The following is a 25,246-nucleotide window of genomic DNA, read 5'->3' on the forward strand; positions in this document are numbered from 1 at the left end:
GTGCGTTGCCGGCCGCGGATCAGTCGGCGGTCGGCAACGCGCGCAGCGAGGTGACGGTGGAATCGAGAGCGCGAGCCGCTTCGGCGCCCTTCGTCACGAAGTGCCGGGTGTAGTACGAGACGTGCTCGTCGTGCTCGTGGAAGTGATGCGGGGTGAGCACCACGGAGAACACCGGAACATCGGTGTCGAGTTGGACGCGCATCAATCCGTCGATGACGGCGGTGGCGACGAAGTCGTGCCGGTAGATGCCGCCGTCGACCACCAGGCCCGCGGCGACGATGCCGGCATACCGGCCGGTGCGCGCGAGACGTGCAGCGTGCAGGGGAATCTCGAATGCGCCGGGGACCTCGAAGAAATCGAGGTTGTCGGCGGACCATCCGAGCGAGACGATCTCGTCGGTGAACCCGGCCTTCGCCTGGTCGACGATGTTGCGATGCCATGTGGCCTGGATGAATGCGATCCGGCCGGCGCTGTCAGTCATGCGCACGACGCTAGCGCATGGAATCTTCGTCTTCTGCGAGGGCACCGGGTAATCCACCACGACGGAACTTCCGGAAAGAGGGTTTTCCGTCGTACACAGAGTGGCTAGTGTGGTGGATGTGACACAACAGGACTCCCTGGCCGCCGCAGAGAATTCAGCCGGTCCGCGACCCGAACGCCACATCGACATCTACCGGCGCGCCGCCGCAGGTCTCGAGGCGTGTCTGCCCCTCGGATGGAGTCTGAGCGCCGACCGGTCCCGCTCCCCCGAGGCGCCCCGACGCCTCCTCGTCACCGCACCCGACGGTGAGTCGGTGTCGTTCGCCGTCATCCCGTCGCGGGGCGTGCTCAGCGGCGACGTCGCACGCATTACGGCCGAACTGTCCGAATCGGACCGGGGATTCGTGTGCGCCCACTATCTGTCCGATCCGGTGCGCAGACAGCTGGACCAGCACGGCATTTCCTATGCGGACGCCACCGGCAACCTGGCACTGATGGCCACACGCCCGGCGATCTGGGTGCGCAACCGCGGCGCCGACGCCGACCCGTGGCGCGGTCCGGGCAGACCCTCCGGCGTCCTCACCGGCGAACCGTCCGATCGGGTGGTCCGTGCCCTGGCAGACCACGAGGGCGAGATCACCGTCCCCGAGCTGATCAAGCTGTCGGGAGCATCGACCGGCGCCACCTACCGCGTAGTCGAGGTCCTCGTCGAACGCGAACTCATCCGCCGGATCCCGCGGGGCGCGATCACCGAGGTGCGATGGGAACCGATGCTGCGCGCGTGGGCCGCGGATCGAAAAGTCTGTGCCGTCCGCCGTTTCGCCGCGCCGGAAGGCGTGGCCGCCGTTCGGGAGCGACTCGCCGAACACGTCGACATCCCGTACGCGCTCACCGGTGTCGGAGCGACCGACTACGCGGAACCGGTGGCCGTCGAGGTCTACGCCGACGACCCGGACGAGTTCGCGGCGGCGCTCGGGTTGCGGCCCGTCGACCGGGGTGGCGATGTCGTCGTGGCGATCCCCTGGTCCCCCGTCGTGTTCGACCGGATGGACCGTCACGGAGGTTTGCGGCGTGTCGCGCCGTCCCACGTCTACGCCGATCTGCTGTCCGGTCCGTTCCGCAACTCGGACGCGGCGGAACACCTGGTCACGCAACTGACGGCCGACGATGCCCGGTGGCGGCGCCGCCTTCGATGACGACGGGCCGCGCGCCTTTCATTGCCTCCGGGTGCATGTCCCCAGGGTGTACGGTTTGTATGTGTTCTCCGTGCGGACAGGTGCGCGCGGAGCCCTGAACCACTGGGGACGACCCCGACGGCAGGAGGTACGGCCCACATGAAAACGGTATCGACCGTGGGTGATCTGCCCCCGGCACTCGGCTCGGAGGCGCTGCGGCAGCGACTGGAGGGCCGCCGCCCGGCGGTGTTCCTGGACTACGACGGAGTGCTGACACCGATCGTTTCCCGCCCCGAGGACGCGGTGTGGTCCGACAGCATGCGTCGCACCGTGCTCGCTCTCGCCGACCGGTGCTCGGTGTGCATCGTCACCGGCCGTGACCGTGAGGTCGTGCAGCAGTTGATGGGCGTCGATTCGCTGATCGTCGCCGGGAGCCACGGATTCGACATCTGGAGCCCCGCGCGGGGCAAGGTCGTACACGAAGCGCTCACCGACTTCACGGATCTGATCGCAGAGACGACGGCGACCCTGCGCGAGCGACTCCGCGGTCTCGACGGCGTCTCCATCGAAGCCAAACACGCGTCGGTGGCCGTGCACTACCGCCAGGCCGCACCGGACACCCGCGAACGAGTCGACGAGATCATCCACGAACTGCGCGACCGCAACATCGATCGGCTCAGACTGGTCCCCGGCAAGATGGTGTACGAGTTCACCCCGGCGATCGACTGGAACAAGGGCAAGGCCGTACTCCACCTCATCGACGTTCTCGGGCTGAAGTCCGACGACATCGTTCCGCTCTACCTGGGCGACGACATCACCGACGAAACCGCGTTCGAGGCGTTGAAGGGCAGAGGTGTCGGCATTCTCGTCGGCCGTCCCGACGACCCGGAGATGGCGGGCCGCAGCACCTCGGCCGACTTCGTGCTCGGCTCCGTGAAGGACGTCGAGACGTTTCTGTCAGCCCTGGCCCACTGATTCGTCGCCCACCGCTACTCGCCCTGGAGGTAAGCGTGTCCGACCCGGAGTTCACCCTCGAATACACCACCTTCGATCCGGACGAGGAGGGCCTCCGCGAGACGATGACCTCCACCGGCAACGGGTACTTCTGCACCCGGGGCACGGCGGAGTGGGAGGACATGGGCGAGGTCCACTATCCCGGGACCTACTCCCACGGCTGCTACAACCGGGAAACCACGATCATGGGCGGGCGTCCCGTCCTCAACGAGGATCTCGTCAACCTCCCCAACTGGCTGGTGCTGAAACTGCGCATCGAGGGTGAGGACGCGATCCGGCTGTCCAACGTCGAAATCCTGTCGTACCGCCACATCTACGACATCCGCACCGCCACGGTCATACGGAAGGTGAGGTTCCGGGACCGCAAGGGCCGCGAAACCACCCTGCACAGCCGGCGGTTCGTGAGTATGGCGCACCGGCACCAGGGTGGCCTGTCCTGGACCATCACCGCCGAGAACTGGTCCGGACGCATCGAATTGGTGTCGGCACTCGACGGGCGCATGACGAACCGCGCGGTGGCACGTTACCGCGAACTCGAAGGCCGCCACCTCGATCCCGTCTCGCCCCGAACCTTCAGCCCCGACACGATCGCCCTGAAGGTGCAGACACGCCAATCCGACATCTACATCGCCCAGGCCGCCCGCACGCAGGTCTTCTACGAAGGTGAGCAGGACTGCCTCGACGTCGAACGCGACCTGTACCAGATGGAGGACTACATCCAGCAGGTGCTCGCCTTCGACGTCACCCCGGGCACCCCCATGCGGGTCGAGAAACTCGTCGCGATGTTCACCGCCCGCGACGACGCGATCACCGAACCGCTCGCAGCGGCGGGGCGTCACGTGGTGCGTTATCCGGGCTTCGACGAGGCGTACGTCGAGCACGAGGCAGCGTGGGACGAGTTGTGGGACATCTGCGACATCCGGGTGCCCCGCGAACCCCGCGTCCAGATGCTGCTGCGACTGCACGTCGCGCACGTGCTGCAGGTGTGTTCGCGGCATACCGCACGGCACGATGCCGGCGTCCCGGCGCGCGGCCTGAACGGCGAGGCGTACCGCGGGCACGTGTTCTGGGACGAGTTGTACGTCTACCCCTTCCTCGACCTCCGGATGCCCGACGTCACGCGCGGCCTGATCGGGTATCGGTACCGCCGGTTGGTGGAAGCACAGGCCGCAGCGCGCGAAGCCGGGTACGACGGTGCGATGTTCCCCTGGCAGAGCGGTAGCGACGGCACGGAGGAAACACAGACCGTCCATCTCAATCCCCTGTCGGGACAGTGGGATCCGGATCTGAGCCGCAATCAGCGTCACGTGAGCGCCGCGATCTTCTACAACGTGTGGCGGTACTACCAGGCAACCGACGACTTCGATTTCCTGGCCGATTTCGGCGCCGAGTTGATGCTAGAGATCGCCCGGTTCTGGTCGTCGATCGCCCGGTACAACCCCGAACGGGACCGCTACGAGATCCACGGGGTGATGGGCCCCGACGAATTCCACGAGCGCTACCCCGGTGTCGAGGCAGCGGGACTGAACAACAACGCGTACACCAACGTCATGGTCGCGTGGATCGCGGGAAAGGCACTCGACGTCCTCGAGCGGCTGTCCGCGAGCCGTCAGACGGCGCTGCGCGCCCGCCTGCGGGTGACCGACGGCGAGTTGGAGACGTGGTCGCAGATGACCACCAAGATGTACGTGCCGTTCCACGACGGTGTGATCAGCCAGTTCGAGGGATACGAAGACCTCGAGGAGATCGACTGGGACCACTACCGCCGCAAGTACGGGAACATTCAGCGGATGGATCGCATCCTGCGGGCGGAAGGTAAGGACCCGAACCGGTACAAGGTCTCCAAGCAGGCCGACGCGGTGATGCTGTTCTTCCTGTTCGACTTCAACGAGTTGCAACCGTTGTTCGCGCGACTCGGCTACGACGTCGACCGAGCACTCGCTGTGCGGACCGTCGAATACTACGACCAGCGGACTTCGCACGGGTCGACGCTGAGTTTCCTCACCTACGCAGGTGTGCTGGCGGCGTTCGATCCGGAGTCGTCGTGGGAGCGCTTCATGGTGGCGCTCGAAAGCGATGTGAGCGACCTGCAGGGCGGCACCACCAAGGAAGGCATCCACATGGGGGTGATGGCCGGAACGCTGGACCTCGTGCAGCGCTACTACGTCGGAGCCCGGATCTACGGCGGCGCGTTGATGTTCCGCCCTCGCCTGATGGACCGGCTCGACGGGGTGTCGTTCTCGATGCGGTATCGCGGCACTCCCCTGCGCGTGCGCATCTCCGGCGACCAGTTGACCGTCCTCGCCGAGGCCGAAGGGTTCCGGGTGCCGGTGCGGGTGGGCGTCGGCGACAGTATCATCGAACTCGGCGCGGGTGCGTCGCACGTGTTCCATATTCCGCCGGTGCCGTCGGCATCGGACCGGCACGAGCTACCGGCCTGACCGGACGACGGGAGCGACGATGAGAGGGCACTCTCTGGACGGCGCGATTTTCGATGTCGACGGGGTGCTCGTCGACTCACCCCACGAGCACGCGTGGCGTGAGAGCCTGCGGGAGTTGATGCTCGGCGACTGGGCGCCGCTCCGCGACCGCAGTTCGTGGTCGGAGGAGGCGTTCACCCCGGTCGTCTATCAAGAGGTGATGTCGGGCCGGCCGCGCATGGAAGGTGCCGGTGCCGCGTTGCGGTACTTCGGGATTCCGGACGATGACGAACACCTCCGCACCTATGCCGACCGCAAGCAGGATCTGCTGATCCGCTTGATCGAAGACGGCAGATTCCGGGCGTATCCGGATGCCTTGCGGTTGGTGCTCGCGTTGCGGGCAGCGAGCATCCCGATCGCCGCGGCGTCGTCGTCGAAGAACGCATTCCGGTTTCTGCGCGCGGTCCGGATGGACGTGTTCGCGCGGAACGAGGGTCTCGACACCGCCTCGGTCGAGGAGGGCGCGACGCTGAGTGACATGTTCGACGCAGACCTCTCGGGCCGCGACTTCGCCCACGGCAAGCCCCATCCCGAAATCTTTGTCACTGCCGCAGCCGAACTCGGTGTACCTGCGGAGAACTGTGTCGTCGTCGAAGATGCGGTGAGCGGCATCGAAGCAGCCGTTGCCGGACACATGCTCTCGATCGGGATCGCGCGTGCCGACGACGAGCGCGGCCTGGCCGAGGCCGGTGCCGACCTCGTCGTCACCTCGCTCGACCAGGTCGATGTGGCCCGGTTGGTCCGTGGCGAGCCGGTACTGCGCCGCCCGGAAACCGATTTCGCCTGAAGCCTTTCGCCTGAGTGTGGGTCTTCCGCGCGTACCGCCCTCAGGAGGACGAGGTGACCGCGTCCGGGCCACGCCACTGCCACTGTGTGATCTCGGGCAGATCTTCGCCGTGGGTACGGATGTAGCGGTGATGCTCGGCGAGGGCGTTGAGGAGGTGTTCGCGGGCGTGACCGGCGATGGGCCGGATGCGCTCGACCCGGTCGATGACGTCCTTCGCCAGGTGGAATCGGTCGATCCGGTTGAGGACGCACATGTCGAACGGGGTGGTGGTCGTGCCTTCTTCGATGTACCCGCGCACGTGGATGTTGTCGTGGTTGGTGCGCCGGTAGGTGAGGCGGTGGATCAGCCAGGGATAACCGTGGTACGCGAAGATCACCGGCTTGTCGGTGGTGAACAAGGCGTCGAAGTCCGCGGCCGGAAGACCGTGCGGATGTTCGCGATCGTCCTGCAATCTCATCAGGTCGACCACGTTGACGACGCGGATCTTCAGGTCCGGGAACCAGCGGAGCAGAATCTCGACGGCCGCGAGGGTCTCCTTGGTGGGCACGTCACCGGCGCATCCGAGGACCACGTCCGGTTCGGTTCCCTCGTCGGTCGATGCCCACTCCCAGATCCCGATTCCCTTGGTGCAGTGGCTGACTGCCGAATCCATGTCGAGATACTGCAGTTCCGGTTGCTTGCCCGCGACGATCACGTTGACGTACTGGCGACTGCGGAGACAGTGGTCGGCAACCGACAGCAGGGTGTTGGCGTCCGGCGGCAGATAGACCCGAATGACCTCGGCTTTCTTGTTGACGACATGGTCGATGAAACCGGGGTCCTGATGGGAGAAGCCGTTGTGGTCCTGCCGCCACACGTGCGACGTGAGGAGATAGTTCAACGACGGGATCGGCTTGCGCCACTCGATCCGGTTGGTGGTGCGCAGCCACTTTGCATGCTGGTTGAACATCGAGTCGACGACGTGGACGAAGGCCTCGTAGCAGGAGAAGAGACCGTGCCGGCCCGTGAGCAGGTAGCCCTCGAGCCAGCCCTGGCACATGTGTTCGGACAGCACCTCCATCACGCGCCCGTCGGGGGCGAGATGGTCGTCGCCCGGCACAGTCCGGGCGTTCCAGGTCCGGTCGGTGGCTTCCAGGACGGCGTCGAGCCGGTTCGAATTGTTCTCGTCCGGCGCGAACATGCGGAACGTCTCGGGATTGCGCACCATCACGTCGCGGAGGAATTCGCCCAGTACGCGGGTGGCCTCGGCGATCTCGGTCCCGGGAGTGCCTATCCCGACGGCGTAGTCGCGGAAATCGGGAAACACCAGATCGCGGAGGATCGCGCCGCCGTTGGTGTGCGGATTGGCGCTCATTCTCCGGTCGCCGACCGGGTGCAGGTCACCGATCCGGGCGACGGGCGCGCCGCTGTCGTCGAAGAGTTCCTCGGGCCGGTAACTGCGCATCCATTCCTCGAGGATCTTGCGGTGGCCGGAGTCGTTGCGGGCGTTGCCGAACGGCACCTGGTGTGCCCGCCAGTTGCCCTCGATCGGCGTTCCGTCGACCTCGGCGGGACCGGTCCATCCCTTGGGTGACTGCAGCACGATCATCGGCCACGCCGGGCGCACGGTGTCCCCTGTCTCCCGGGCACGCTCCTGGATCTCGGCGATACGGTTCAGTGCCCAGTCCAGCGCGGTTGCGAACGCCCGGTGCATCTCCGCGGGGTCGGACCCGGACACGACGAGCGGTTCGTGCCCGTATCCGCGCAGCAGCGAGATCAGTTCCTCGTCGTCGATGCGGGCGAGGACGGTGGGGTTCGCAATCTTGTAGCCGTTGAGGTGCAGGATCGGCAGAACTGCGCCGTCGCGGCGCGGGTCGACGAACTTGGTGGAATGCCAACTTGCGGCCAGCGGCCCGGTCTCCGCTTCGCCGTCACCTACGACGGCGGCGACGATCAGGTCGGGATTGTCGAACGCCGCTCCGTAGGCGTGGGCCAGCGAATACCCCAGTTCGCCGCCCTCGTGGATGGATCCTGGTGTTTCGGGGGCGACGTGGCTGGGGATGCCGCCCGGGAACGAGAACTGGGTGAACAGGCGCGTCATTCCGGCTTCGTCCTGCGAGACACCGGGATACCGCTCGCTGTAGGTGCCTTCGAGCCATGCCGCTGCGACGGGGCCGGGGCCGCCGTGGCCGGGGCCCATCACGTAGATCATGTCGAGATCGCGCGCGGTGATGACCCGGTTGAGGTGGGCGTAGATGAAGTTCAGTCCGGGTGTGGTGCCCCAGTGCCCCAGCAACCGCGGTTTGATGTGCTCGGGGCGCAGCGGCTCACGCAGCAGCGGATTGTCCATCAGGTAGATCTGGCCCACGGACAGGTAATTCGCCGCACGCCACCATGCGTCGATGTCGTCGAACTCGGAGCCGGTGGGACTCGCCGCCCCGGTGCTGATGGCTGTCCTCGACTCCATTGCTCTCCTCGGTCGCCTGCCGGCAGGTCGGTTCGTGCTCCGGTCGGGTACCCGGCCCGGGCGCGCCTCACTCCTGCCACGGCGCGATACCGGAGAGTCGGTGGGCGGAGGCGAGTTTCCACCTCCCGACGTCGCAGCGCCCGTCGTCGCGGTTACCGGCCGCAACGACTGTCCCGTCCGCGCGAAGGCCCAGGGTGTGGGTGGAACCGGCAGCGACCGCCACGACGTCGCGCCAGCGTGCGACCTCGCATTGCCCGCGACCGTTGTCGCCGGCGGCGAGCACCCGGCCGTCGTCGAGCACCCCGACCGTGTGAAAGCTTCCCGCCGACACGGCCACGACGTCGCGCCACGCAGAGACTTCGCCGACCCCGGCGGAGAAGTCTCCGGTCGCGAACACACGCCCGGTAGCGGTGAGGGCGACGGTGTGCAGAGCGCCCGCCGAGATCGCCCGCAGACCACGCCACTCCCCGACCCGGCACTGCCCCCGACGGTCGTTTCCTGCGGCCACCGCCGTGCCGTCGGACCGCAGCCCGATCGAGTGCCAGTCGCCCGCCCCCACGGCGACCAGATCGGTCCACCCCTCGACGGCGGCGGCGCCGTCGTGGCGGCCTGCCGCGCGGGCGGTCCCGTCGGCGAGCACGGCGAGGGTGCGTCGCCACCCGGCGGCCACACTCACTACGTGGGTCCAGTCCCCGACGTCGCATTGGCCCTCGTGGTTCCATCCGGACGCGACCACCGTGCCGTCGGTGCGAAGCCCGATCGTGTGGGAGCGTCCGGTGTTCGGTGCTGTGTGTACGTTGCCCGCCGCCACCGCAACGATCTCGCTCCACCGTTCGGTGCGCCGTTCCGCCGCGTTCGGCGGGCCCGCAGTGAGGACCACTCCCCCGGCGGTGACGCCCACCGAGTGGCGGCGACCGGCAGCGATGCGGGGACGGGGAGGCGGGATCGTCATCGGCCGATCGTCTCAGGTCCACCCCCGGGCGGGAGGCGCTTACTCGGGGTGGGTTCTGCGGGTTGCGGAGGCGGCCGGCGGTTGAGACGCCCGGCGGTTGAGACGCGCAGCCTGCCGCACGAGGTGCTCGCGCTCGGCAAGGTTGGGGGATGCGCGGGCGGCCTCGGCGTACAACCGGGCTGCCGTCACCGGGTCGCCGTCCCGCTCGTGCAGATACGCCGCCACCGCCGCATAACGGGGCACGGATCGGCCCACCTCCGTGAGCGCCGCCAGGCCGGCGCGGGGTCCGTCCGCCTCGCCGACGGCGACCGCACGGTTGAGCCGGACGACCGGGCTGCCCGTCAGGCGCACAAGTTCGTCGTACCACTCGACGATCTGCACCCAGTCGGTTTCCTCGGCGGTGCTCGCGTCGGCATGGAGAGCGGCGACGGCGGCTTGGGCCTGGAACTCCCCCAGTCGGTCGCGGGCGAGAGCAGCTTGCAGGATGTCGACGCCCTCGGCGATCGCTGCGGTGTCCCATCGGCTGCGATCCTATTCCGCGAGCGGTATCAGGCGTCCGTCGGCGGTCAGCCGGGCGTCGCGCCGCGCGTGATGCAGCAACATCAATGCGAGCAGGCCCCGCACCTCGGGGTGATCGATCACCGTTGCGAGTTGCCGGGTGAGCCGGATGGCTTCGGCGGCAAGGTCGACGTTGCCCGAATAACCCTCGTTGAACACGAGGTAGAGCACGCGCAGCACGGTGGCGACATCACCGGGCCGATCGAAGCGGACGCCCGAGACCGTGCGTTTCGCTCTGCTGATGCGCTGAGCCATCGTCGATTCGGGCACGAGGTAGGCCTGCGCGATCTGCCGTGTCGTCAGCCCGCCGACTGCCCGCAGCGTGAGCGCGACCGCCGACGACGGTGTCAGCGACGGGTGCGCGCACAGGAAATAGAGATGCAGCGTGTCGTCCATCGCCGTCGGCGGCGATGTGTCCGCACCGTCCGGCCCGTTCTCGGCGCGGTGCTCGGCCCCTGCGAGACGTTCTCTCCGCCGGCGCGCCGCGTCCGCACGGGTCGCATCGAGGAAGCGACGCCACGCGACCGCCACCAACCAGCCTTTCGGGTCGGTGGGCGGGTCGTGGGGCCACACCCGCAGGGCTTCGACCAGCGCGTCCTGCACAGCATCCTCGGCCGCCGCGAACTCTGCTCCGCGGCGGACGAGGATGCCGAGCACGCTCGGGGTGAGGTGCCGCAGTTCGGTTTCGTCCACCCGAGGTCACTCGGTGACGGTGGGCGGTCCGGTGAGGAAGGGACGCAGTTCGAGCCATTCGTGGATGGGCTTTCCTCCGGCCCCGGGTGCTGCGGACAACTCCCCCGCCAGTTCGAGCGCACGCTCGTAGCTGTCGACATCGATCGCCATCCAGCCGGCGATGAGGTCCTTGGTCTCGGCGAACGGCCCGTCGGTGACCGGTGGGCGGCCCTCGCCGTCGTACCGGACGAAGGTGCCCTCCGGGGCGAGAGCCTGTCCGTCGACGAATTCGCCGGTTTCTTCGAGCCGGGCGGCGAAGTCGTTCATGTACCGGATGTGGGCGGAGACCTCGTCCGGTGTCCACCGGTCCATCGGCACGTCGTTGACGGACGCCGGGGCGCCTCGGTAGTGCTTGAGCAGCAGATACTTGGCCATCGTCTTCTCCTCGATGCTGATGCGACCCATTCTGGTCGCGTTCACTACAGAGACGGAGCCGATGACGGATTCTCGACATCGCACCGATGACTTTCTCTCCGGGCGAGGACCGGTGCCGGCGCCGCACGGGTGCGCACGGCGGTGGCGGCACACAGAATCACGACGAGCCCTCCCGCGACGACCGGCCAGGTGAGAGGTTCGTGCAGGATCAGCGCGGCCCAGCAGATCGTCATGACGGGCTGGGCGAGCTGGATTTGGCTGACCCGAGCCATCGGCCCGATCGCCAGACCTCGGTACCACGCGAAGAACCCCAGGAACATGCTCACCGCTCCCAGATACGCGAAGGCCGCCCACTCGGGAAGTGTGCCGGTGGGCATCCGGTCCGTCATGGACCACGCGGTGAGCACGAGCGTGAGTGGCATGCCCAGCACCAGCGCCCACGAGATGGTCTGCCATGCGCCGAGTTCCCGGGCGAGCAATCCACCCTCGGCGTAACCGATCGCGGCCGCAAGCACCGCGCCGAACAGCAGCGCGTCGGCCCACTCGAGGCCCGCGAACCCACCGCTCTGCAGGCTCGCGAACACGAGTGCGGCTATCGCACCGGCGCCCGCGGTGACCCAGAACTTTGCGGGTGGGCGTTCGCGTCCACGCACGACGGCTGCTACAGCGGTCGCTGCGGGGAGCATCGCGACCACGACGGCTCCGTGGCCGGCGGGCACGGCCGTCAGCGCGTACGAGGTCAGGAAGGGGAAGCCGATCACCACGCCGCCCGCGACCGCGGCCAGCCGGACCCACTGGGTGCCCCGGGGCCGTTTCTGCCGGGTCAGTACCAGGGCGAGCGCGGCCAGCAGCCCGGCGACGACCGCGCGACCGGCGCCGACGAACAACGGTGGCATCGCATCGTTTTCGACGACGACGCGGGTGAGTGGGAGCGTGAAGGAAAAGGCCACGACCCCGAGGAGGCCCCAGAACAGGCCGTTACCCGTTCCCGGTAGCACCGGTCGGTCCACAGCGATAGCGTTACTCTTGTGACTCATGAATGATAGTAGCAGTGCGCGGATCGTCGCCGACTTGGAGCGCTGGGTCGCCTCGGCTACCCCGGGCGCACAGCTTCCGTCGACGCGGGCACTGGTCGAACGGTACGGCGTGAGCCCGGTGACTGTGCAGAAAGCTCTCCGCACGCTGCAGTCCCGGGGTGTGGTGGAAAGCCGCCCCGGCGTCGGCACCTTCGTCCGCGGCACCCGGCTCGCACATCCCACCGACTTCGGGTGGCAGACAGCGGCATTGGGAACACCTCAGCACCGCATCCCCCGGTTCTCCTCCGCACTGCGGACCGTCCCGAACGACGTGGTCGGGCTGCACTCGGGCTACCCGGACCGCGAACTGCTACCGGAGAGACTGGTTCGCAGTGCATCCGCCCGCGCTGCGCGCAGCGACGCCGTCGTTGCTCGTCCCCCGGCTGCCGGTATTCCGGAACTGCAGGCATGGTTTGCGGGCGAACTCGGAGCGGTGACACCGCTCGGCGTGGCTACCCCGTCCGCGAGCGACGTCATCGTCACACCGGGCAGTCAAGGCGGTCTCGGCGCCGCATTTCATGCCCTCGTCGGAACGGGTAACGCGCTGCTCGTGGAATCACCCACCTATTGGGGCGCGATGCTCGCGGCGGCCCGAGCGGGAGTGCGCCTCGTGCCCGTCGCCGGCGGACCCACCGGCCCCGATCCCGACGAACTGGCCCGCGCGTTCGAACGCACCGGCGCCCGCGCGTTCTACGCCCAACCCAATTTCGCGAACCCGAACGGAGCCCAGTGGTCACCGGCCCTGACCGAGCGCGTACTCGCGCTGGTCCGGGCCGCGGGCGCGTTCCTGATCGAGGACGACTGGGCACACGACTTCGGGATCACCTCCGACGCGCAACCGGTCGCCGCACTCGACGACAGCGGGCACGTCGTCTACCTCCGATCCCTGACCAAGAGCGTGTCGCCGTCGGTGCGCGTCGCCGCGGTGGTGGCACGCGGCCCGGCCCGCGATCGCATCCTGGCCGAAGTGCAGGCCCAGTCGATGTACGTCAGCGGGATGCTCCAGGCGGTGGCGTGGGATGTCGTCTCACAACCGGGCTGGCGCACCCACCTCCGCGGGCTCCGGCAGCAACTCCGCAGCCGCAGGGACCTGTTGGCCACCGCCGTCCGCGACCACGCACCGTCCGCCCACGTCGAGGCGATACCACCCGGAGGCCTGCACCTGTGGGCTCGGCTTCCCGACGGCACGGACCTGCCACGGCTCGCCCGCGAATGCGAGACCCGAGGTGTCGTCGTGGCCCCCGGCGACGAGTGGTTCCCCGCCGAACCCACCGCTCCGTACCTGCGCCTCAACTATTCCGGTGCGAACCCCGGGGCGTTTCCCGACGCCGCCCGTGTCCTCGGCGACGTGCTGGAGGGCAGGTGAGTACTCGTCAGAGTCCGAGGTGGGTGACCGCGTTGCCGACGAGTCCGGCGTGGTGCCGGCTGTAGAGCGCGACCATGCGCTCGTCGGCGTGGCCGGTCTGCGTCATGATCGTTTGCGTCGTGGCACCATTCCGTACGGCCTGCGTGACGAAACCTGCTCGGAGACTGTGCCCGCCGAGCGACGCGACCAGGTCGGGACTGAACCCCGCACGACGCGCACGACGCTGGATCATCGAGTGCACCGACTGCCCCGACAGCGCGCCCGCCCCGAGCGACCCGGAGCGGTGCACCGGCCGGAACAGCGGGCGATCCCCCTCCGGCCCGGCAGTGGATAGGCCGCGGCAACAGTGTGTGTCGAAGCCTGGTCCGTCGCCGGTGAGGAGGTCGGCGAGCGCGTCGCGTCCTCCGTCGTCCCATGCGTCGAGCACCTCGCGCCACCGGCGGTACGCGCACACCGGACAGGTATGGGGGTCGGAACCGTACGGCAGGGTCACCGTGCGGCCGCGGGCCTGGCGGTCGGTCTTGGAGCGCCGCACCGTCACGTAGAGACCGTCGGCGCGGTGCGGGACCACGTCGGAGACGACGAGCCCGGACAGTTCGCTGCGGCGCAGCGCACCGGCCAGTCCGATGAGCAGCAGCGCCGAGTCGCGGCGCTCGGCCGCGCGGTCCGGCCACTCGCCGTCGCGTGCGGTGGCCCGCATGTCGGCGAGGATCGTGCGGATGTCGTCGGTGAGCAGCGGTGTCCGACGGGCCGGTGGCGTGGCCCGGTCACGGCGGATGCCGCGCAACAACTCCCGCACCGACTCGTGCTGCCCCGGGCGGGGATGCCCGGCCAGTGCATGCAGTTTGTTGATCGTCGACACCCAGCGCGACAGCGTCGACGGGGCGTAGGCCCAGCGCCCGTCGGGCCGGAGTTCCGCGGCCTTTTCGGTGAGGAACCATCCGAGTTGCTCCGGTGTGGCCGGTAGCGGAGTGTGCCCGGTGCTCTCGCACCATCGGGTGAAGATTCCCCAGTCGCTCAGGTGCGCCGCGCGGGTGTTGCCGGAGGCCGCCTTGTCCCGCAGGCGGCGCATCGCCTCGCTCACCGTGTCCGGCACCGATGGGGCCGACGACGCCGGCAGGTCCGGCGCGGCGACCACCGGCGGGCCGTACGGGTCGATGCCTGTCACGGCGTGTTGCGTTTCTGTACGCGCAGGTCGCGCGCGAGGTGGTCGCGTTGCTCGACGACGAGGCGCCGCAGCGCCGCCGGCGCATCGGAATTCGCGGCGAGCCATGCGTCGACGGGTTCGAGGGTGTCGGCCGGCGGGAACAGTCCGACGACGATACGCCGCGCGATCTCGATGCTCCGCTCGGTCCAGGTGTCGCGGAGCACCGCGAAGTAGTCGGCGTCGTAGGGGGCGGTCAGGTCGCGCCGGGCACCGGCACGGAAACCGCCGATGACGGCGTCGAGATGGTCGTTGGTCAGTGTCCGGTCGGCGAGGATCGATGCCCAGGCGTGGGCTTTGACTTCGGCACGAGGTCGTGCGGCGAGGGCCTGAAGGGATGCGGTGCGGCCGGTGGCGGTGTCGTCGAGACGCAGTTCCTCGGCGATATCGGATCGGTCTGCGTACCCGGTCGCGCTCAGGGCCGTCCACAGCGCCCACCGCAGATCCGGATCCAGCGCCAACCCCGTGGGGACGCTGCCGCTGCCGTCGAGCATGCCCCGGATCTCGGCGGCACGGTGATCGGCCGCGGTGGCCGCTGCGGCCACCGCACGCGCGAAGGACAGTTGCGCACCTCCGCCCGGCGCCGCCTCGAACAGGGCCGCCCAGACGGCGTCGAGCCACGCGGTACGCGCCGCCGGCCGCTCGGTGGCCGGAAGATAGTGCTCGATCGCGGCGGGCGCGTTCGCGAGCACCGAAGCGAGCAGCGACAGATTCGTCTCACTCGGCGAAAAACGCTGAGCCATGGACAGATACCGCTTCACGGCGAGTTCACCGTCGCGGGTGGCATTCCACAGCGCCGACCACACCAGGCCACGCGCGAGCGGATCCCCCAACCGGTCGAGGGAATCCTCGACGGTGTCGAGCGACCGTTCGTCGAGCCGGATCTTGGCGTAGGTGAGGTCGTCGTCGTTGAGCAGGATCAGCGGGGCATCGGGCAGGTCGACGGTGGTGCGGGTCTCGGTGAGATCGAGTTCCCGGCGATCGGTCCGGACGAGATTTCCCGCGTCGTCGAAGGTGTAGGCACCGACCGCGAGACGGTGCGGGCGCGCCTCGGATTGCACGATCTCGCGCCCGGACCGGTCGAGGCTCAAAGTCGTGACACCGGTGGTCTGCAGCCATTGCCGTGCCCACTCCCCCAGGTCGCGTCCCGACGCCGCGGACAGTTCGGTGAGCAGGTCGTCGAGCGTGGTGTTGCCGAAGGCGTGCGCACGGAAGTAGTGCCGGATCCCGGTGAAGAACGCGTCGCGGCCGACATACGCGACGAGTTGTTTCAGGACGCTGGCGCCCTTGGCGTAGGTGATGCCGTCGAAGTTGAGTTTGGCGGCTTCGAGGTCGACGATGTCCGCGACGATCGGGTGGGTGGTGGGCAACTGATCCTGCAGGTACGCCCAGGCTTTGCGCCGGTTCGCGAATGCGACCCAGGCGTCCCGGAACGCGGTGGCCTCGGCGCTGACCAGCGATCCCATGTAGTCGGCGAAGGACTCCTTGAGCCACAGGTCGTCCCACCACTTCATGGTGACGAGGTCGCCGAACCACATGTGCGCCATCTCGTGCAGGATGGTGTTGGCCCGGGCCTGCCGCTGCGCCTCGGTGGCGGCGCCGCGGAACACATATGCCTCGGTGAAGGTGACGCAACCGGGGTTCTCCATCGCACCGAGGTTGTACTCGGGGACGAACACCTGGTCGTACTTCGTGAACGGGTAGGGAAAGTCGAAATGCTCGGCGTAGTAGTCCATTCCCTGCGCGGTGATCTCGAGTATCACGTCGGCGTCGAAATACTCGGCGAGGGAGGCCCGGCACAGCGCCCCGAGCGGAACGGTGAGCTCTCCCCGCGTCCATGTCGAGTCGACGCGGTGGTAGGCGCCCGCGACGATCGCCGTGATGTACGTCGAGATCGGCAGTGTCGGTGCGAAGGTGACGGTCTGCGTGCCCTCGGTGGACCTGCGGCGCTCGGCCACCTGATTGGACAGCACCTGCCAGTGCTCCGGCGCGGTTACCACGAAGGTGAACGGCGCCTTGAGGTCCGGCTGCTCGAAGCAGGCGAACACCCGGCGGGCGTCGGCGGGTTCGTACTGGGTGTAGAGGTAGGTCTCGCCGTCGACGGGGTCGACGAAGCGGTGCAGTCCCTCGCCCGACCGGCTGTATCGCCCGGTCGCCGCGACGGTCACCACGTTGATTTCGCGGAGACCGGCGACGGTGATGCGCGCGCCGTCGTAGACCACGGGGACGGATTCGCCGTTGACGGTGACGGATTCGACCGAGTCGCCGAGAAAGTCGATCCAGGTCTCGTCGGTGGATGCGGTGAACTCGATCGTCGTCACCGTCGGGAAGTTGGTGCGTTGCGCGTCGACCGCGTCACGCAGGTCGAGTTCGACCTCGTACGAGTGCACGTCGACGGCAGCGGCGCGGGCAGCAGTTTCGGATCGGGTCAGGTTCGCAGAACTCACGGGCTCGATCCTGCCACCGCGACGCAAGATTCGGGCCGTCGGGCGCTCGGTCGGGAATTGTGAGGCAGGCCCGGGGATTTCTCCGACCGGGTGTGCGGCTCACCGATCCTCGATCACTCCCCGGCGGTCGACGCGTGCAACGGGCCGGAGGCCAGGGCTTTCGTGACGAAGTTCGCCAACTGTGCCCGCATTCTTTCTCGCGGAACGCGCTCCTCTCCGGCTAGGTGCTCGACGAGGTCGGCTCGTGTGGCGGCGAGCAGGGCGTGGGCGGTGAAGTCGCTGTCGGTCAGGCCGGGAATCTGCTCGAGTACGGCTTGGAGCAGGTTGTGCCACCGCTCGTAATGCTCCGCCTGGTACGGGCTGGAGCTTCCGCCATCTTCCAGTGCCAGCGCGAGGCGCCGGTTGTCGATTTTGAAGCAGAGGATGGCATCGAGCAGGGCGGGGACGCGATCCTGCGGTGGGGTCGTGGGCCCGAGTGGTGGCGGGCCGGCCTCGACGGCCTGCCTGATCGGTTCGAGCCGCGCCTCGTACAGCGCGCGGAGCAGTCCGGCGCGATCCCCGAAGGCCCGGAAGAGCGTGCCCTTACCGACGCCGGCCTCCGAAGCGACGGCGGCCATGGTGATGTCGGCGGGACTTTCGGTGCGGGCGAAAAGGGCGTCGGCGGCTGCGAGCACGGCCTCACGGTTACGGGCGGCGTCTTTGCGGGACCTGTGCTCGGGCATGCTGCTCCTCTGTTTTGCAAAACGGACCCGTGGTCCGTATCGTCAAACGGACCCAGGGTCCATTTTATAGAACTGGAGAATACCCTTGTCCGCACCGACTCCTCCGGCGGATCTGTACCGCCACAGCCTTCGACTGCTGCTCGCCGAGAACATTCCCGCGTGGGTCGCCCTGTGGGCCGAGGACGGCCTCATGACCTACATCGCCGTCGTGACCGTTCGAGACGGGCACATCACCTCGTACCGCGACTACTGGAACCCCTCGCCGTCCAGGAATCCGGCACCGACTTCACCAGGAGCAACCGATGACCACCGCCACCACCACTCTGGTCATCGGCGCCACCGGCACCACCGGCAGCCGCACCGCCGCACAACTGACGGCCGCGGGCCACCACGTCAAAGCCGCCAGCCGCCGGGCCACCCCGGTCGCGGACGCCGAATCGGTCCCCTTCGACTGGTACGACCCCGCTACCTACGCGGCCGCCCTCGACGGCGTGGACCAGGTCTACCTCATACCGCCCCTGGGCGACTCCGACCCCGCGGCGACGATGCTGCCGTTCCTCCATCAGGCCCGCACTGCGGGCGTGCACCGCGCGGTGCTGCTGAGCTCCTCGGCCATCCCCGAGGGCGGACCGGGGGTGGGAAAGGTGCATCAAGCCCTGCCCGACATCTTCGACCAATGGGCGGTACTGCGCCCCTCGTGGTTCATGCAGAACTTCACCGGCACACACGCGCACGCCGGCAGCATCCGCGACGAGGGCATCATCTGGACCGCCACCGGAAGCGGCCGCGTCGGCTTCGTCGACGCCGAGGACATCGCGGCCGTCGCCGTGCGCGCGCTGACCGCTGAGCGAGCCCCCAACACCGATCTCGTCCTCACCGGACCCGAGGCGCTCGGCCACGACGACATCGCCACGATCATCACCGAGGTCACCGGCCGGCCCGTTGCCCACCACCGTCTGTCCTACGAGCAGATGCGCGACCGCCTCACGACGCAGGTGCCGGTGGAGTTCGCCGCGATGCTGGCCGGCATGGACCTTGCCATCGCCGAAGGGGCGGAGGACCGCGTCACCGACACGGTCCAGCGCCTCACCGGCCGGCCCCCGCGCTCCTTCCGTGCCCTCCTCGAGAAGGAGATGCGGTGCAGCAGCGGACGTTGATGAGGCCGATGGTGATGAGGCCGAGTCCTGCGGGCTGTGCCGGTCACGCCCGGTCGGCCACAGCCACCCGGTCCGCTTCCCCGGCTGAGTCGGCCGGGCCGCTGAACTGGCTCAGATACAGCTGGTAGTAGGCGCCGTGGGCGGCGAGCAATTCGGAGTGGGTGCCCTGTTCGACGATATGTCCGTCCTCCATGACGACGATGACGTCGGCATCGCGGATCGTGGAGAGCCGGTGCGCGATGACGAAGCTGGTCCGATCGGTGCGCAGCGTCGCCATCGCCTGCTGGATCAGCAGTTCGGTGCGGGTGTCCACCGAACTCGTCGCCTCGTCGAGGATCAGGACGACGGGTTTGGCCAGGAAGGCGCGGGCGATCGTGATGAGCTGTCGTTCACCGGCGCTGATGCCCCCGCCTTCCTCGTCCAGCACCGTCTCGTACCCGGCGGGCAGTGCCCGTACGAAGTGGTCGACGTGGCTCAGCTCGGCGGCTTCCTGTACTTCTTCCGGAGATGCGTCCGGGTCGCCGTACGCGATGTTCTCGTAGATGGTGCCGCCGAACAGCCAGGAGTCCTGCAGCACCATGCCGGTACGTTCGCGCAGGTCGTCCCGGGTCATGGTCATCGAATCCACACCGTCGACCCGGATCGTCCCCGAGTCGACGTCGTAGAACCGCATGATCAGGTTGACCAGGGTGGTCTTTCCGGCGCCGGTGGGGCCGACGATGGCCACCATGTGTCCGGGCTCGGCTACCAGTGACAGGTGCTCGATGAGCGGCTTGTCGGGGACGTAGCGGAAGGAGACGTCCTCGAATTCGATGCGCCCGTTGTTGGTGGACGGGGCCTGCGGATCGGTGGGGTCGGGGGTCTGCTCGTCGGCGTCGAGAATGTCGAAGATCCGCTCGGCGGACGCGACGCCGCTCTGCAGGATGTTGAACATCGCGCCGATCTGGCTGAGCGGCTGGGTGAACTGACGTGAGTACTGGATGAATGCCTGTACGGAGCCGAGACTGAGCGACCCCGAGGCGACCTGCAGCCCACCGACGACGGCGACCGCGACGAAGTTCAGGTTGCCGAGGAACATGACGGCCGGTTGCACCAGTCCCGAGATGAACTGGGCCCGCCAACTCGAGTTGTAGAGCTTGTCGTTGCGGGTGTCGAACTCCTCCTCCACTTCGCCTTCGAGTCCGAACGCCTGCAAAACGTCGTGGCCGGTGAACGCCTCCTCCACCTGCGCGTTGAGTTTTCCCGTCGTGGCCCACTGGGCCGCGAAGTGCGGTTTGGAGCGGCGGGCGATCATGGCCGTCATGCCGAGCGCCAGCGGCACCGTCACGAGCGCGATGAGCGCAAGCAGCGGAGAGATCCACACCATCACGAACAAGATGGCGATGACGGTCAGCACCGAGTTGAGTGCCTGCGAAATGGTCTGCTGCAGACTCTGGGAGAGATTGTCGAGATCGTTGGTGACCCGGCTGAGCAGATCGCCGCGCGGGATGGTGTCGTAATAGCGCAGCGGCAGCCGGTGCAGTTTCGACTCGACTTCCGAGCGCAACCGTCGCACCGTGCCGACGACAACGACATTGAGCAGGTAGGCACCGATCCACGACAGCAACGCGGTGCCCAGATACAGCCCGAGCACGATCATGAGCACCCGGGCGACAGCGGAGAAATCGACGCCCACACCGGGAGTGAGGTTCATCGACGCCACCATGTCGGCGAACGTGTCCTGCCCCTGGCCACGGAGTTGGTCGACCGCCTCCTCCTTGGTGGCGCCGGCCGGGAGCATGCGGCCGACGACGCCGTCGAAGATCAGATCAGTGGCCTGGCCGAGCACCCGCGGCGCGAGTGCGGACATGATCACCGACCCGACGATGGCGGCGAGCACCGTCACCACGTAGGTGCGGTAGGACAGCAGAAGATGCATCAGCCGTCGCACCGAGGGCCCGAACGACCGGGCCTTCTGCATCGGCGCAGACGCCGCGGCACGCGCGGCGGGCCCGGTCACACCTGCTCCTCGATCGCGAACTGGGACCGGACGATCTCGGCGTAGGTCGGGCAGGTGTCGACGAGGTCGTGGTGCCGCCCCAACCCGACGATCCGACCACGATCGAGGACCACGATCTGATCGGCATCCATGATCGTCGACACGCGCTGCGCGACGATGATCACCGCGGCGGACCGGGTCACCGGCCGCAACTCGGCCCGCAGTCGCGCGTCGGTGGACAGATCGAGCGCGGAGAACGCGTCGTCGAAAACGTAGATGTCGGGTTCGCGCACCAGAGCACGAGCGATCGCCAGACGCTGGCGCTGCCCACCGGAGACCGTGGTACCGCCCTGCGCGATCGGAGTGTCGAGTTGCAGCGGCATCGCACGCACGAACTCCTCGGCCTGCGCGATACGCAGCGCCTCCCAGATCTCGTCGTCGGTCGCGTCGGCTTTACCGTGCCGCACATTGGACGCGACGGTGCCGGAGAACAGGTACGCCCGCTGCGGAACCAGCCCGATCACCGACCGGAGGCGGTCGGGATCGAGGCGTCTGACATCCGTGCCGCCGACGAGAACCGATCCGGCCGTGACGTCGATCAGTCGTGGCACCAACCCCACCAGCGTGGTCTTTCCCGATCCGGTGGACCCGACCACGGCGGTCGTCGTGCCCGGCGCGACGAGGAACGTCAGGTCCTGCAGCACCGGCTGGTCTGCGCCGGGATAGCGGAACTCGGCGCCCCGGAACTCGACCGTCGCGGGGTCGCCGGCGAACCCGGCCGGCTCGGCGGGACGCACCACCGACGTTTCGGTGGCGAGGACGTCCCCGATCCGGTCCGCGCACACGGCCGCCCGGGGGGCCATCATCGCCAGGAACGATGCCAGCATCACCGAGATCATGATCTGCACGACGTAGGTGATCATCGCGGTCAGTGCGCCGATTTCCACGGTGCCGTCGGAGACTTCGTGGCCGCCCACCCAGATGATCGCGACCGTGGTGACGTTCGTGACGAACATGACCGCCGGAAACATCAGGGCCATCAGGCGTCCGACCCGCAGGGTGGCATCGGCGAGTTTGTCGTTGGCGACCGCGAACCGGCCGATCTCGTGACGTTCCCGCACGAAGGCCCGCACCACCCGGATGCCCGTGATCTGTTCCCTCAGCACCCGGTTCACGCTGTCCAGATGGGTTTGCATGGAGCGGAATCCGGGGATCGTCGCGCGGATGATGAGAGCCATCGACAGGCCGAGGACGGGCACCGCCACCAGGAGAATCCAGGCGAGTCCCGGCGCGACGCGCACACCCATGATGATCCCGCCGATGCACATGATCGGCGCGGTGACCAGCATGAACGAACTCATCACCAGCAGAATCTGAATCTGCTGGACGTCGTTGGTGTTCCTGGTGATCAGCGACGGAGCCCCGAAGGTACCGACCTCGCGGGCGGAGAACGTGTTGACCCGATGCAGCAGGTCGTGCCGGATGTCGCGGCCCACAGCGAGCGCACCTCGGGCCCCGAAGTACTGGCCCGAGACGGTGCACAGAACCTGCAGTAACACCACGACCAGCATCCAGCCGCCGATGCGCATGATGTAGCCGGTGTCTCCCTTCGCGACGCCGTTGTCGATGATGTCGGCGTTGAGTGTGGGGAGGTAGAGCATGGCCGCCGTCGCAACGAACTGGAACGCGACCACCGCAACGACGTATGCGCGATAACGCGACAGGTACGCGGAGATCAAGCGCGTCAACATGTGATCACCCTCACAACGGTAACCACAACTCGTTGCGCGTGCCGGAGACCGCCGTCGAACGCGCCGAAAGATGTTCCCGGAGCGACCGGCCGACGAGGGCGGCGGGACTCGGACGGTAGAGGAAAAGGCAGGGATCTCTTTGCCTGCCCCTTTCAACGTATAACTCACCCAGGGTCTTGCGGCAAGCCCCCGGTCGGGTAGCAGAATCACGATCCGACGCTTGGACCTGCGCAAACACCGGGAGACCGGTGGAACGCTGCTGCCGAAACGGGGGTTGCCATGTTCGATGTGATCGTGGTCGGAGGCGGGCCGACCGGCATGATGCTGGCCACCGAACTGCGTCTGCACGGTATAGGGGTGCTCGTCCTGGAGCGGGACGCGGAGCCGTCCCCGGTCGTGCGCTCCCTGGGCTTGCACGCTCGCAGCCTCGAGGTGCTCGACCAGCGTGGAGTCCTCGAGCGATTCCTGGCGCACGGAAAGCAGCACCCGCTCGGTGGCTTCTTCGCCGGCATCCCCGCCCCGGCACCTGACGGGCTGGACACCGCGCACCCATATGTACTGGGCATCCCGCAACCGGTCACCGATCATCTCCTGACCGAACGCGCCGCCGAACTGGGCGCCTCGATCCGCCGCGGGCGCGAGGTCGTGGGTCTGGAGCAGGACGACGACGGCGTGACCGCCGTACTGGCGGACGGTACCGAGGAGCGCGCGCGATATCTGGTCGGCTGCGACGGCGGCCGCAGCACCGTACGCACCCCGCTCGGTGTTCCCTTCCCGGGCGAGCCCTCCACGATGGACACCCTGCTCGGCGAGGTCGAACTGACCGCGGCACCGGAAACGATCGGTGCGGTGTGCGCCGAAGTCCGGAAAACACAGTTGCGATTCGGTGCCATGCCGCTCGCCGACGGGCTGTATCGCGTCATCGTTCCGGCGGCCGAAGTGACCGAGGATCGCAGGACCACACCGACGTTCTCCGAACTGACACAACAGATGCGCGCCGTCGCGGGAACGGACTTCGGGGCACATTCACCGCGCTGGTTGTCCCGCTTCGGCAACGCCACCCGACTGGTGGAGCACTACCGGGTCGGCCGGATCCTGCTGGCGGGCGACGCCGCGCACATTCATCCCCCGACAGGCGGACAAGGCCTCAACCTCGGTGTCCAGGACGCGTTCAATCTGGGATGGAAGCTTGCCGCGCAGGTACGCGGCTGGGCACCGCAAGACCTTCTCGACACCTATCACTCCGAGCGGCACCCCGTCGCCGTCGACGTACTCGACACCACCCGCGCGATGATGGAACTGATGTCGCTCGAGCCGGGCGCCCGGGCGGTCCGCAGGCTGGTGACGGAACTGATGGGCTTCGACGTGGTGAACCGGCACCTGATCGAAAAGGTCACTGCGCTCGGAGTCCGCTACGACTTCGGCGGCGGCCACGATCTCGTAGGTCGGCACCTGCGGGACGTGCACTTCGCGAGTGGGCGACTTTACGACCGGATGCACGCCGGCCGGGGGTTGTTGCTCGACCGGACCGGGCGGCTGTCCGTGGCGGGGTGGACGGACCGCGTCGACCGCATCGTCGAGCCCTGCGACGAACTGGATGTGCCCGCAGTGCTGCTGCGTCCCGACGGTCACGTGGCGTGGGTCGGTGAGGACCAGCGCGATCTGACCGACCATCTTGCGGTGTGGTTCGGCGCTGCGTGCGCCTGACAGATCCGGTGCACGGCTCGTAACGATCCCTCCCCCGCCGACGCTACGATCTGCGGCGTGGCAGCGACTCGGTACGGCATCCTCCTCTTCGACGACGTCGAGGTGCTCGACGCGTTCGGGCCGTTCGAGGTGTTCTCGGTGGCCGCGCGGCTCTCCGCGGGTCTCGACCGCGGAAGTGCCGGTGCGACACTCGTGTCCGCATATCCCGATCGGCAGATCGTCACCGCGCGCGGTGGTCTGCGCGTGTGTACCGAGGTATCGATCGCCAACGCACCGGAATTCGATGTCCTGCTCGTACCGGGTGGGGTCACGCAGGTCGCGGAAACCGATCGAGCCCTGCTCGCCTGGATCGCCGCGCGAGCGTCGACACCGATCGTCGCCTCGGTGTGTACGGGGGCCTTCCTGCTCGCCGCGGCGGGTGTGCTGACCGACCACCGCGTCACCACGCACTGGGACGACCTCGATGAACTCGCGAGTCGCTTTCCCGAGTTGACGGTGCTCGACGGGCCGCGCTGGGTGCACCATCGAAACGTCTACACCTCCGCCGGCATCTCCGCGGGGATCGACCTCGCGTTGCATCTCGTCTCTCTTGTCGACGACGACCTCGCGCGCCGGGTGGCCCGTCAGATGGATTACCGCGGGTAAGGGTGGCCGTAGTACTCGGGAGAAATCGGGCGGATATGGGCTGAGTGCACACCTCCGGTCTGTGGAACCGCGAGGGAGTGGCCGACGGCCGGGAGGCGACGGGGGATGCGGCCGAGATGGCGACCGTCCCCGTTGGTCGTGTCGAAAAACCTTCGTCTCTCGACAAGCTTTAGCGTGAAACCGTTTATCCAGGT

At 67.9% G+C, this 25,246-nt stretch carries 18 protein-coding genes and 1 pseudogene; 8 read left to right on the forward strand and 11 right to left on the reverse strand.

The genetic code is table 11. The features are described 5' to 3' along the window. Window positions 1-19 precede the first annotated feature (19 nt). A complete protein-coding gene (locus tag AC0B44_RS12805; RefSeq protein WP_471903239.1) occupies window positions 20-481 on the reverse strand; it encodes a 6,7-dimethyl-8-ribityllumazine synthase in 462 nt (153 codons plus the stop codon). A gap of 112 nt (window positions 482-593) precedes the next feature. On the opposite strand from AC0B44_RS12805, the gene AC0B44_RS12810 reads away from it, so the two are divergent. The 4 genes from AC0B44_RS12810 (at window position 594) to AC0B44_RS12825 (ending at window position 5,936) form a co-directional block, all read left to right on the forward strand. Continuing rightward, window positions 594-1,676, forward strand: a complete 1,083-nt coding sequence (locus AC0B44_RS12810; RefSeq protein WP_471903257.1) for a helix-turn-helix domain-containing protein — start codon at window positions 594-596, stop codon at window positions 1,674-1,676. A 138-nt stretch (window positions 1,677-1,814) separates the two neighbouring features. Next, a complete protein-coding gene (otsB, locus tag AC0B44_RS12815; RefSeq protein WP_471903240.1) occupies window positions 1,815-2,630 on the forward strand; it encodes a trehalose-phosphatase in 816 nt (271 codons plus the stop codon). Between the two features lie 35 nt (window positions 2,631-2,665). Further along, window positions 2,666-5,110, forward strand: coding sequence for a glycoside hydrolase family 65 protein (locus AC0B44_RS12820; protein ID WP_471903241.1), 2,445 nt, complete (start codon window positions 2,666-2,668; stop codon window positions 5,108-5,110). Between the two features lie 19 nt (window positions 5,111-5,129). Next, the gene (locus AC0B44_RS12825) at window positions 5,130-5,936 is read left to right on the forward strand and encodes an HAD family hydrolase (RefSeq protein WP_471903242.1); all 807 of its coding nucleotides are present in this window, start codon (window positions 5,130-5,132) and stop codon (window positions 5,934-5,936) included. A gap of 40 nt (window positions 5,937-5,976) precedes the next feature. Here the strand turns inward: AC0B44_RS12825 and AC0B44_RS12830 are convergent, their stop codons facing one another. From AC0B44_RS12830 to AC0B44_RS12850, 5 genes and pseudogenes are all read right to left on the reverse strand, one after another. Beyond that, window positions 5,977-8,382: a phosphoketolase family protein gene (locus AC0B44_RS12830; protein WP_471903243.1), complete on the reverse strand. Its 2,406-nt coding sequence runs from the start codon at window positions 8,380-8,382 to the stop codon at window positions 5,977-5,979. Window positions 8,383-8,449: 67 nt separating this feature from the next. Next, window positions 8,450-9,334: an RCC1 domain-containing protein gene (locus AC0B44_RS12835; protein WP_471903244.1), complete on the reverse strand. Its 885-nt coding sequence runs from the start codon at window positions 9,332-9,334 to the stop codon at window positions 8,450-8,452. 39 nt (window positions 9,335-9,373) lie between these two features. Further along, window positions 9,374-10,585, reverse strand: a pseudogene (locus tag AC0B44_RS12840) (RNA polymerase sigma factor). Between the two features lie 6 nt (window positions 10,586-10,591). Then, entirely contained in the window at window positions 10,592-10,999 is a 408-nt protein-coding gene (locus AC0B44_RS12845; RefSeq protein ID WP_471903258.1) for a YciI family protein, read from the reverse strand. A gap of 44 nt (window positions 11,000-11,043) precedes the next feature. After that, window positions 11,044-12,036 carry a DMT family transporter gene (locus AC0B44_RS12850; RefSeq protein WP_471903245.1) on the reverse strand — a complete coding sequence of 331 codons (993 nt, stop codon included), beginning with the start codon at window positions 12,034-12,036 and terminating at the stop codon, window positions 11,044-11,046. On the opposite strand from AC0B44_RS12850, the gene AC0B44_RS12855 reads away from it, so the two are divergent. Beyond that, on the forward strand, window positions 12,035-13,441 hold the full coding sequence (locus tag AC0B44_RS12855) for an aminotransferase-like domain-containing protein (protein WP_471903246.1): 1,407 nt from the start codon (window positions 12,035-12,037) through the stop codon (window positions 13,439-13,441). The genes AC0B44_RS12850 and AC0B44_RS12855 overlap by 2 nt on opposite strands. 7 nt (window positions 13,442-13,448) lie before the next feature. On the opposite strand, the gene AC0B44_RS12860 is transcribed toward AC0B44_RS12855, so the two are convergent. The 3 genes from AC0B44_RS12860 to AC0B44_RS12870 all read right to left on the reverse strand — a co-directional run bounded on the left by AC0B44_RS12860 (window position 13,449) and on the right by AC0B44_RS12870 (window position 17,814). After that, entirely contained in the window at window positions 13,449-14,513 is a 1,065-nt protein-coding gene (locus AC0B44_RS12860; protein ID WP_471903259.1) for a tyrosine-type recombinase/integrase, read from the reverse strand. Window positions 14,514-14,605: 92 nt separating this feature from the next. Beyond that, window positions 14,606-17,092 carry an aminopeptidase N gene (pepN, locus tag AC0B44_RS12865; protein WP_471903247.1) on the reverse strand — a complete coding sequence of 829 codons (2,487 nt, stop codon included), beginning with the start codon at window positions 17,090-17,092 and terminating at the stop codon, window positions 14,606-14,608. Between the two features lie 113 nt (window positions 17,093-17,205). Further along, entirely contained in the window at window positions 17,206-17,814 is a 609-nt protein-coding gene (locus tag AC0B44_RS12870) for a TetR/AcrR family transcriptional regulator (protein ID WP_471903248.1), read from the reverse strand. 302 nt (window positions 17,815-18,116) lie between these two features. On the opposite strand from AC0B44_RS12870, the gene AC0B44_RS12875 reads away from it, so the two are divergent. Next, on the forward strand, window positions 18,117-18,971 hold the full coding sequence (locus AC0B44_RS12875; RefSeq protein ID WP_471903249.1) for an NmrA family NAD(P)-binding protein: 855 nt from the start codon (window positions 18,117-18,119) through the stop codon (window positions 18,969-18,971). Window positions 18,972-19,014: 43 nt separating this feature from the next. On the opposite strand, the gene AC0B44_RS12880 is transcribed toward AC0B44_RS12875, so the two are convergent. After that, window positions 19,015-20,931, reverse strand: coding sequence for an ABC transporter ATP-binding protein (locus tag AC0B44_RS12880; RefSeq protein WP_471903260.1), 1,917 nt, complete (start codon window positions 20,929-20,931; stop codon window positions 19,015-19,017). A gap of 35 nt (window positions 20,932-20,966) precedes the next feature. Then, entirely contained in the window at window positions 20,967-22,700 is a 1,734-nt protein-coding gene (locus AC0B44_RS12885) for an ABC transporter ATP-binding protein (protein WP_471903250.1), read from the reverse strand. A 279-nt stretch (window positions 22,701-22,979) separates the two neighbouring features. Between AC0B44_RS12885 and rox the strand changes: the two genes are divergently transcribed. Continuing rightward, window positions 22,980-24,407 carry a rifampin monooxygenase gene (gene rox / locus AC0B44_RS12890; protein ID WP_471903251.1) on the forward strand — a complete coding sequence of 476 codons (1,428 nt, stop codon included), beginning with the start codon at window positions 22,980-22,982 and terminating at the stop codon, window positions 24,405-24,407. Window positions 24,408-24,464: 57 nt separating this feature from the next. After that, complete coding sequence (locus AC0B44_RS12895; RefSeq protein ID WP_471903252.1) at window positions 24,465-25,052, forward strand: DJ-1/PfpI family protein; 588 nt, start codon at window positions 24,465-24,467, stop codon at window positions 25,050-25,052. The last annotated feature ends 194 nt before the right edge of the window (window positions 25,053-25,246 follow it).

It is taken from the genome of Rhodococcus sp. NPDC019050, assembly GCF_055664235.1.

What these genes read in the sequence shown, in the direction of transcription:
- AC0B44_RS12805 (WP_471903239.1), bottom strand. Translation starts at nt 481, where the DNA reads ATGACTGACAGCGCCGGCCGGATCGCATTCATCCAGGCCACATGGCAT.
- otsB (WP_471903240.1), top strand. Translation starts at nt 1,815, where the DNA reads ATGAAAACGGTATCGACCGTGGGTGATCTGCCCCCGGCACTCGGCTCG.
- AC0B44_RS12825 (WP_471903242.1), top strand. Translation starts at nt 5,130, where the DNA reads ATGAGAGGGCACTCTCTGGACGGCGCGATTTTCGATGTCGACGGGGTG.
- AC0B44_RS12830 (WP_471903243.1), bottom strand. Translation starts at nt 8,382, where the DNA reads ATGGAGTCGAGGACAGCCATCAGCACCGGGGCGGCGAGTCCCACCGGC.
- AC0B44_RS12835 (WP_471903244.1), bottom strand. Translation starts at nt 9,334, where the DNA reads ATGACGATCCCGCCTCCCCGTCCCCGCATCGCTGCCGGTCGCCGCCAC.
- AC0B44_RS12845 (WP_471903258.1), bottom strand. Translation starts at nt 10,999, where the DNA reads ATGGCCAAGTATCTGCTGCTCAAGCACTACCGAGGCGCCCCGGCGTCC.
- AC0B44_RS12855 (WP_471903246.1), top strand. Translation starts at nt 12,035, where the DNA reads ATGAATGATAGTAGCAGTGCGCGGATCGTCGCCGACTTGGAGCGCTGG.
- AC0B44_RS12850 (WP_471903245.1), bottom strand. Translation starts at nt 12,036, where the DNA reads ATGAGTCACAAGAGTAACGCTATCGCTGTGGACCGACCGGTGCTACCG.
- AC0B44_RS12860 (WP_471903259.1), bottom strand. Translation starts at nt 14,513, where the DNA reads ATGCGCCGCCTGCGGGACAAGGCGGCCTCCGGCAACACCCGCGCGGCG.
- AC0B44_RS12870 (WP_471903248.1), bottom strand. Translation starts at nt 17,814, where the DNA reads ATGCCCGAGCACAGGTCCCGCAAAGACGCCGCCCGTAACCGTGAGGCC.
- AC0B44_RS12875 (WP_471903249.1), top strand. Translation starts at nt 18,117, where the DNA reads ATGACCACCGCCACCACCACTCTGGTCATCGGCGCCACCGGCACCACC.
- AC0B44_RS12880 (WP_471903260.1), bottom strand. Translation starts at nt 20,931, where the DNA reads ATGCAGAAGGCCCGGTCGTTCGGGCCCTCGGTGCGACGGCTGATGCAT.
- AC0B44_RS12885 (WP_471903250.1), bottom strand. Translation starts at nt 22,700, where the DNA reads ATGTTGACGCGCTTGATCTCCGCGTACCTGTCGCGTTATCGCGCATAC.
- rox (WP_471903251.1), top strand. Translation starts at nt 22,980, where the DNA reads ATGTTCGATGTGATCGTGGTCGGAGGCGGGCCGACCGGCATGATGCTG.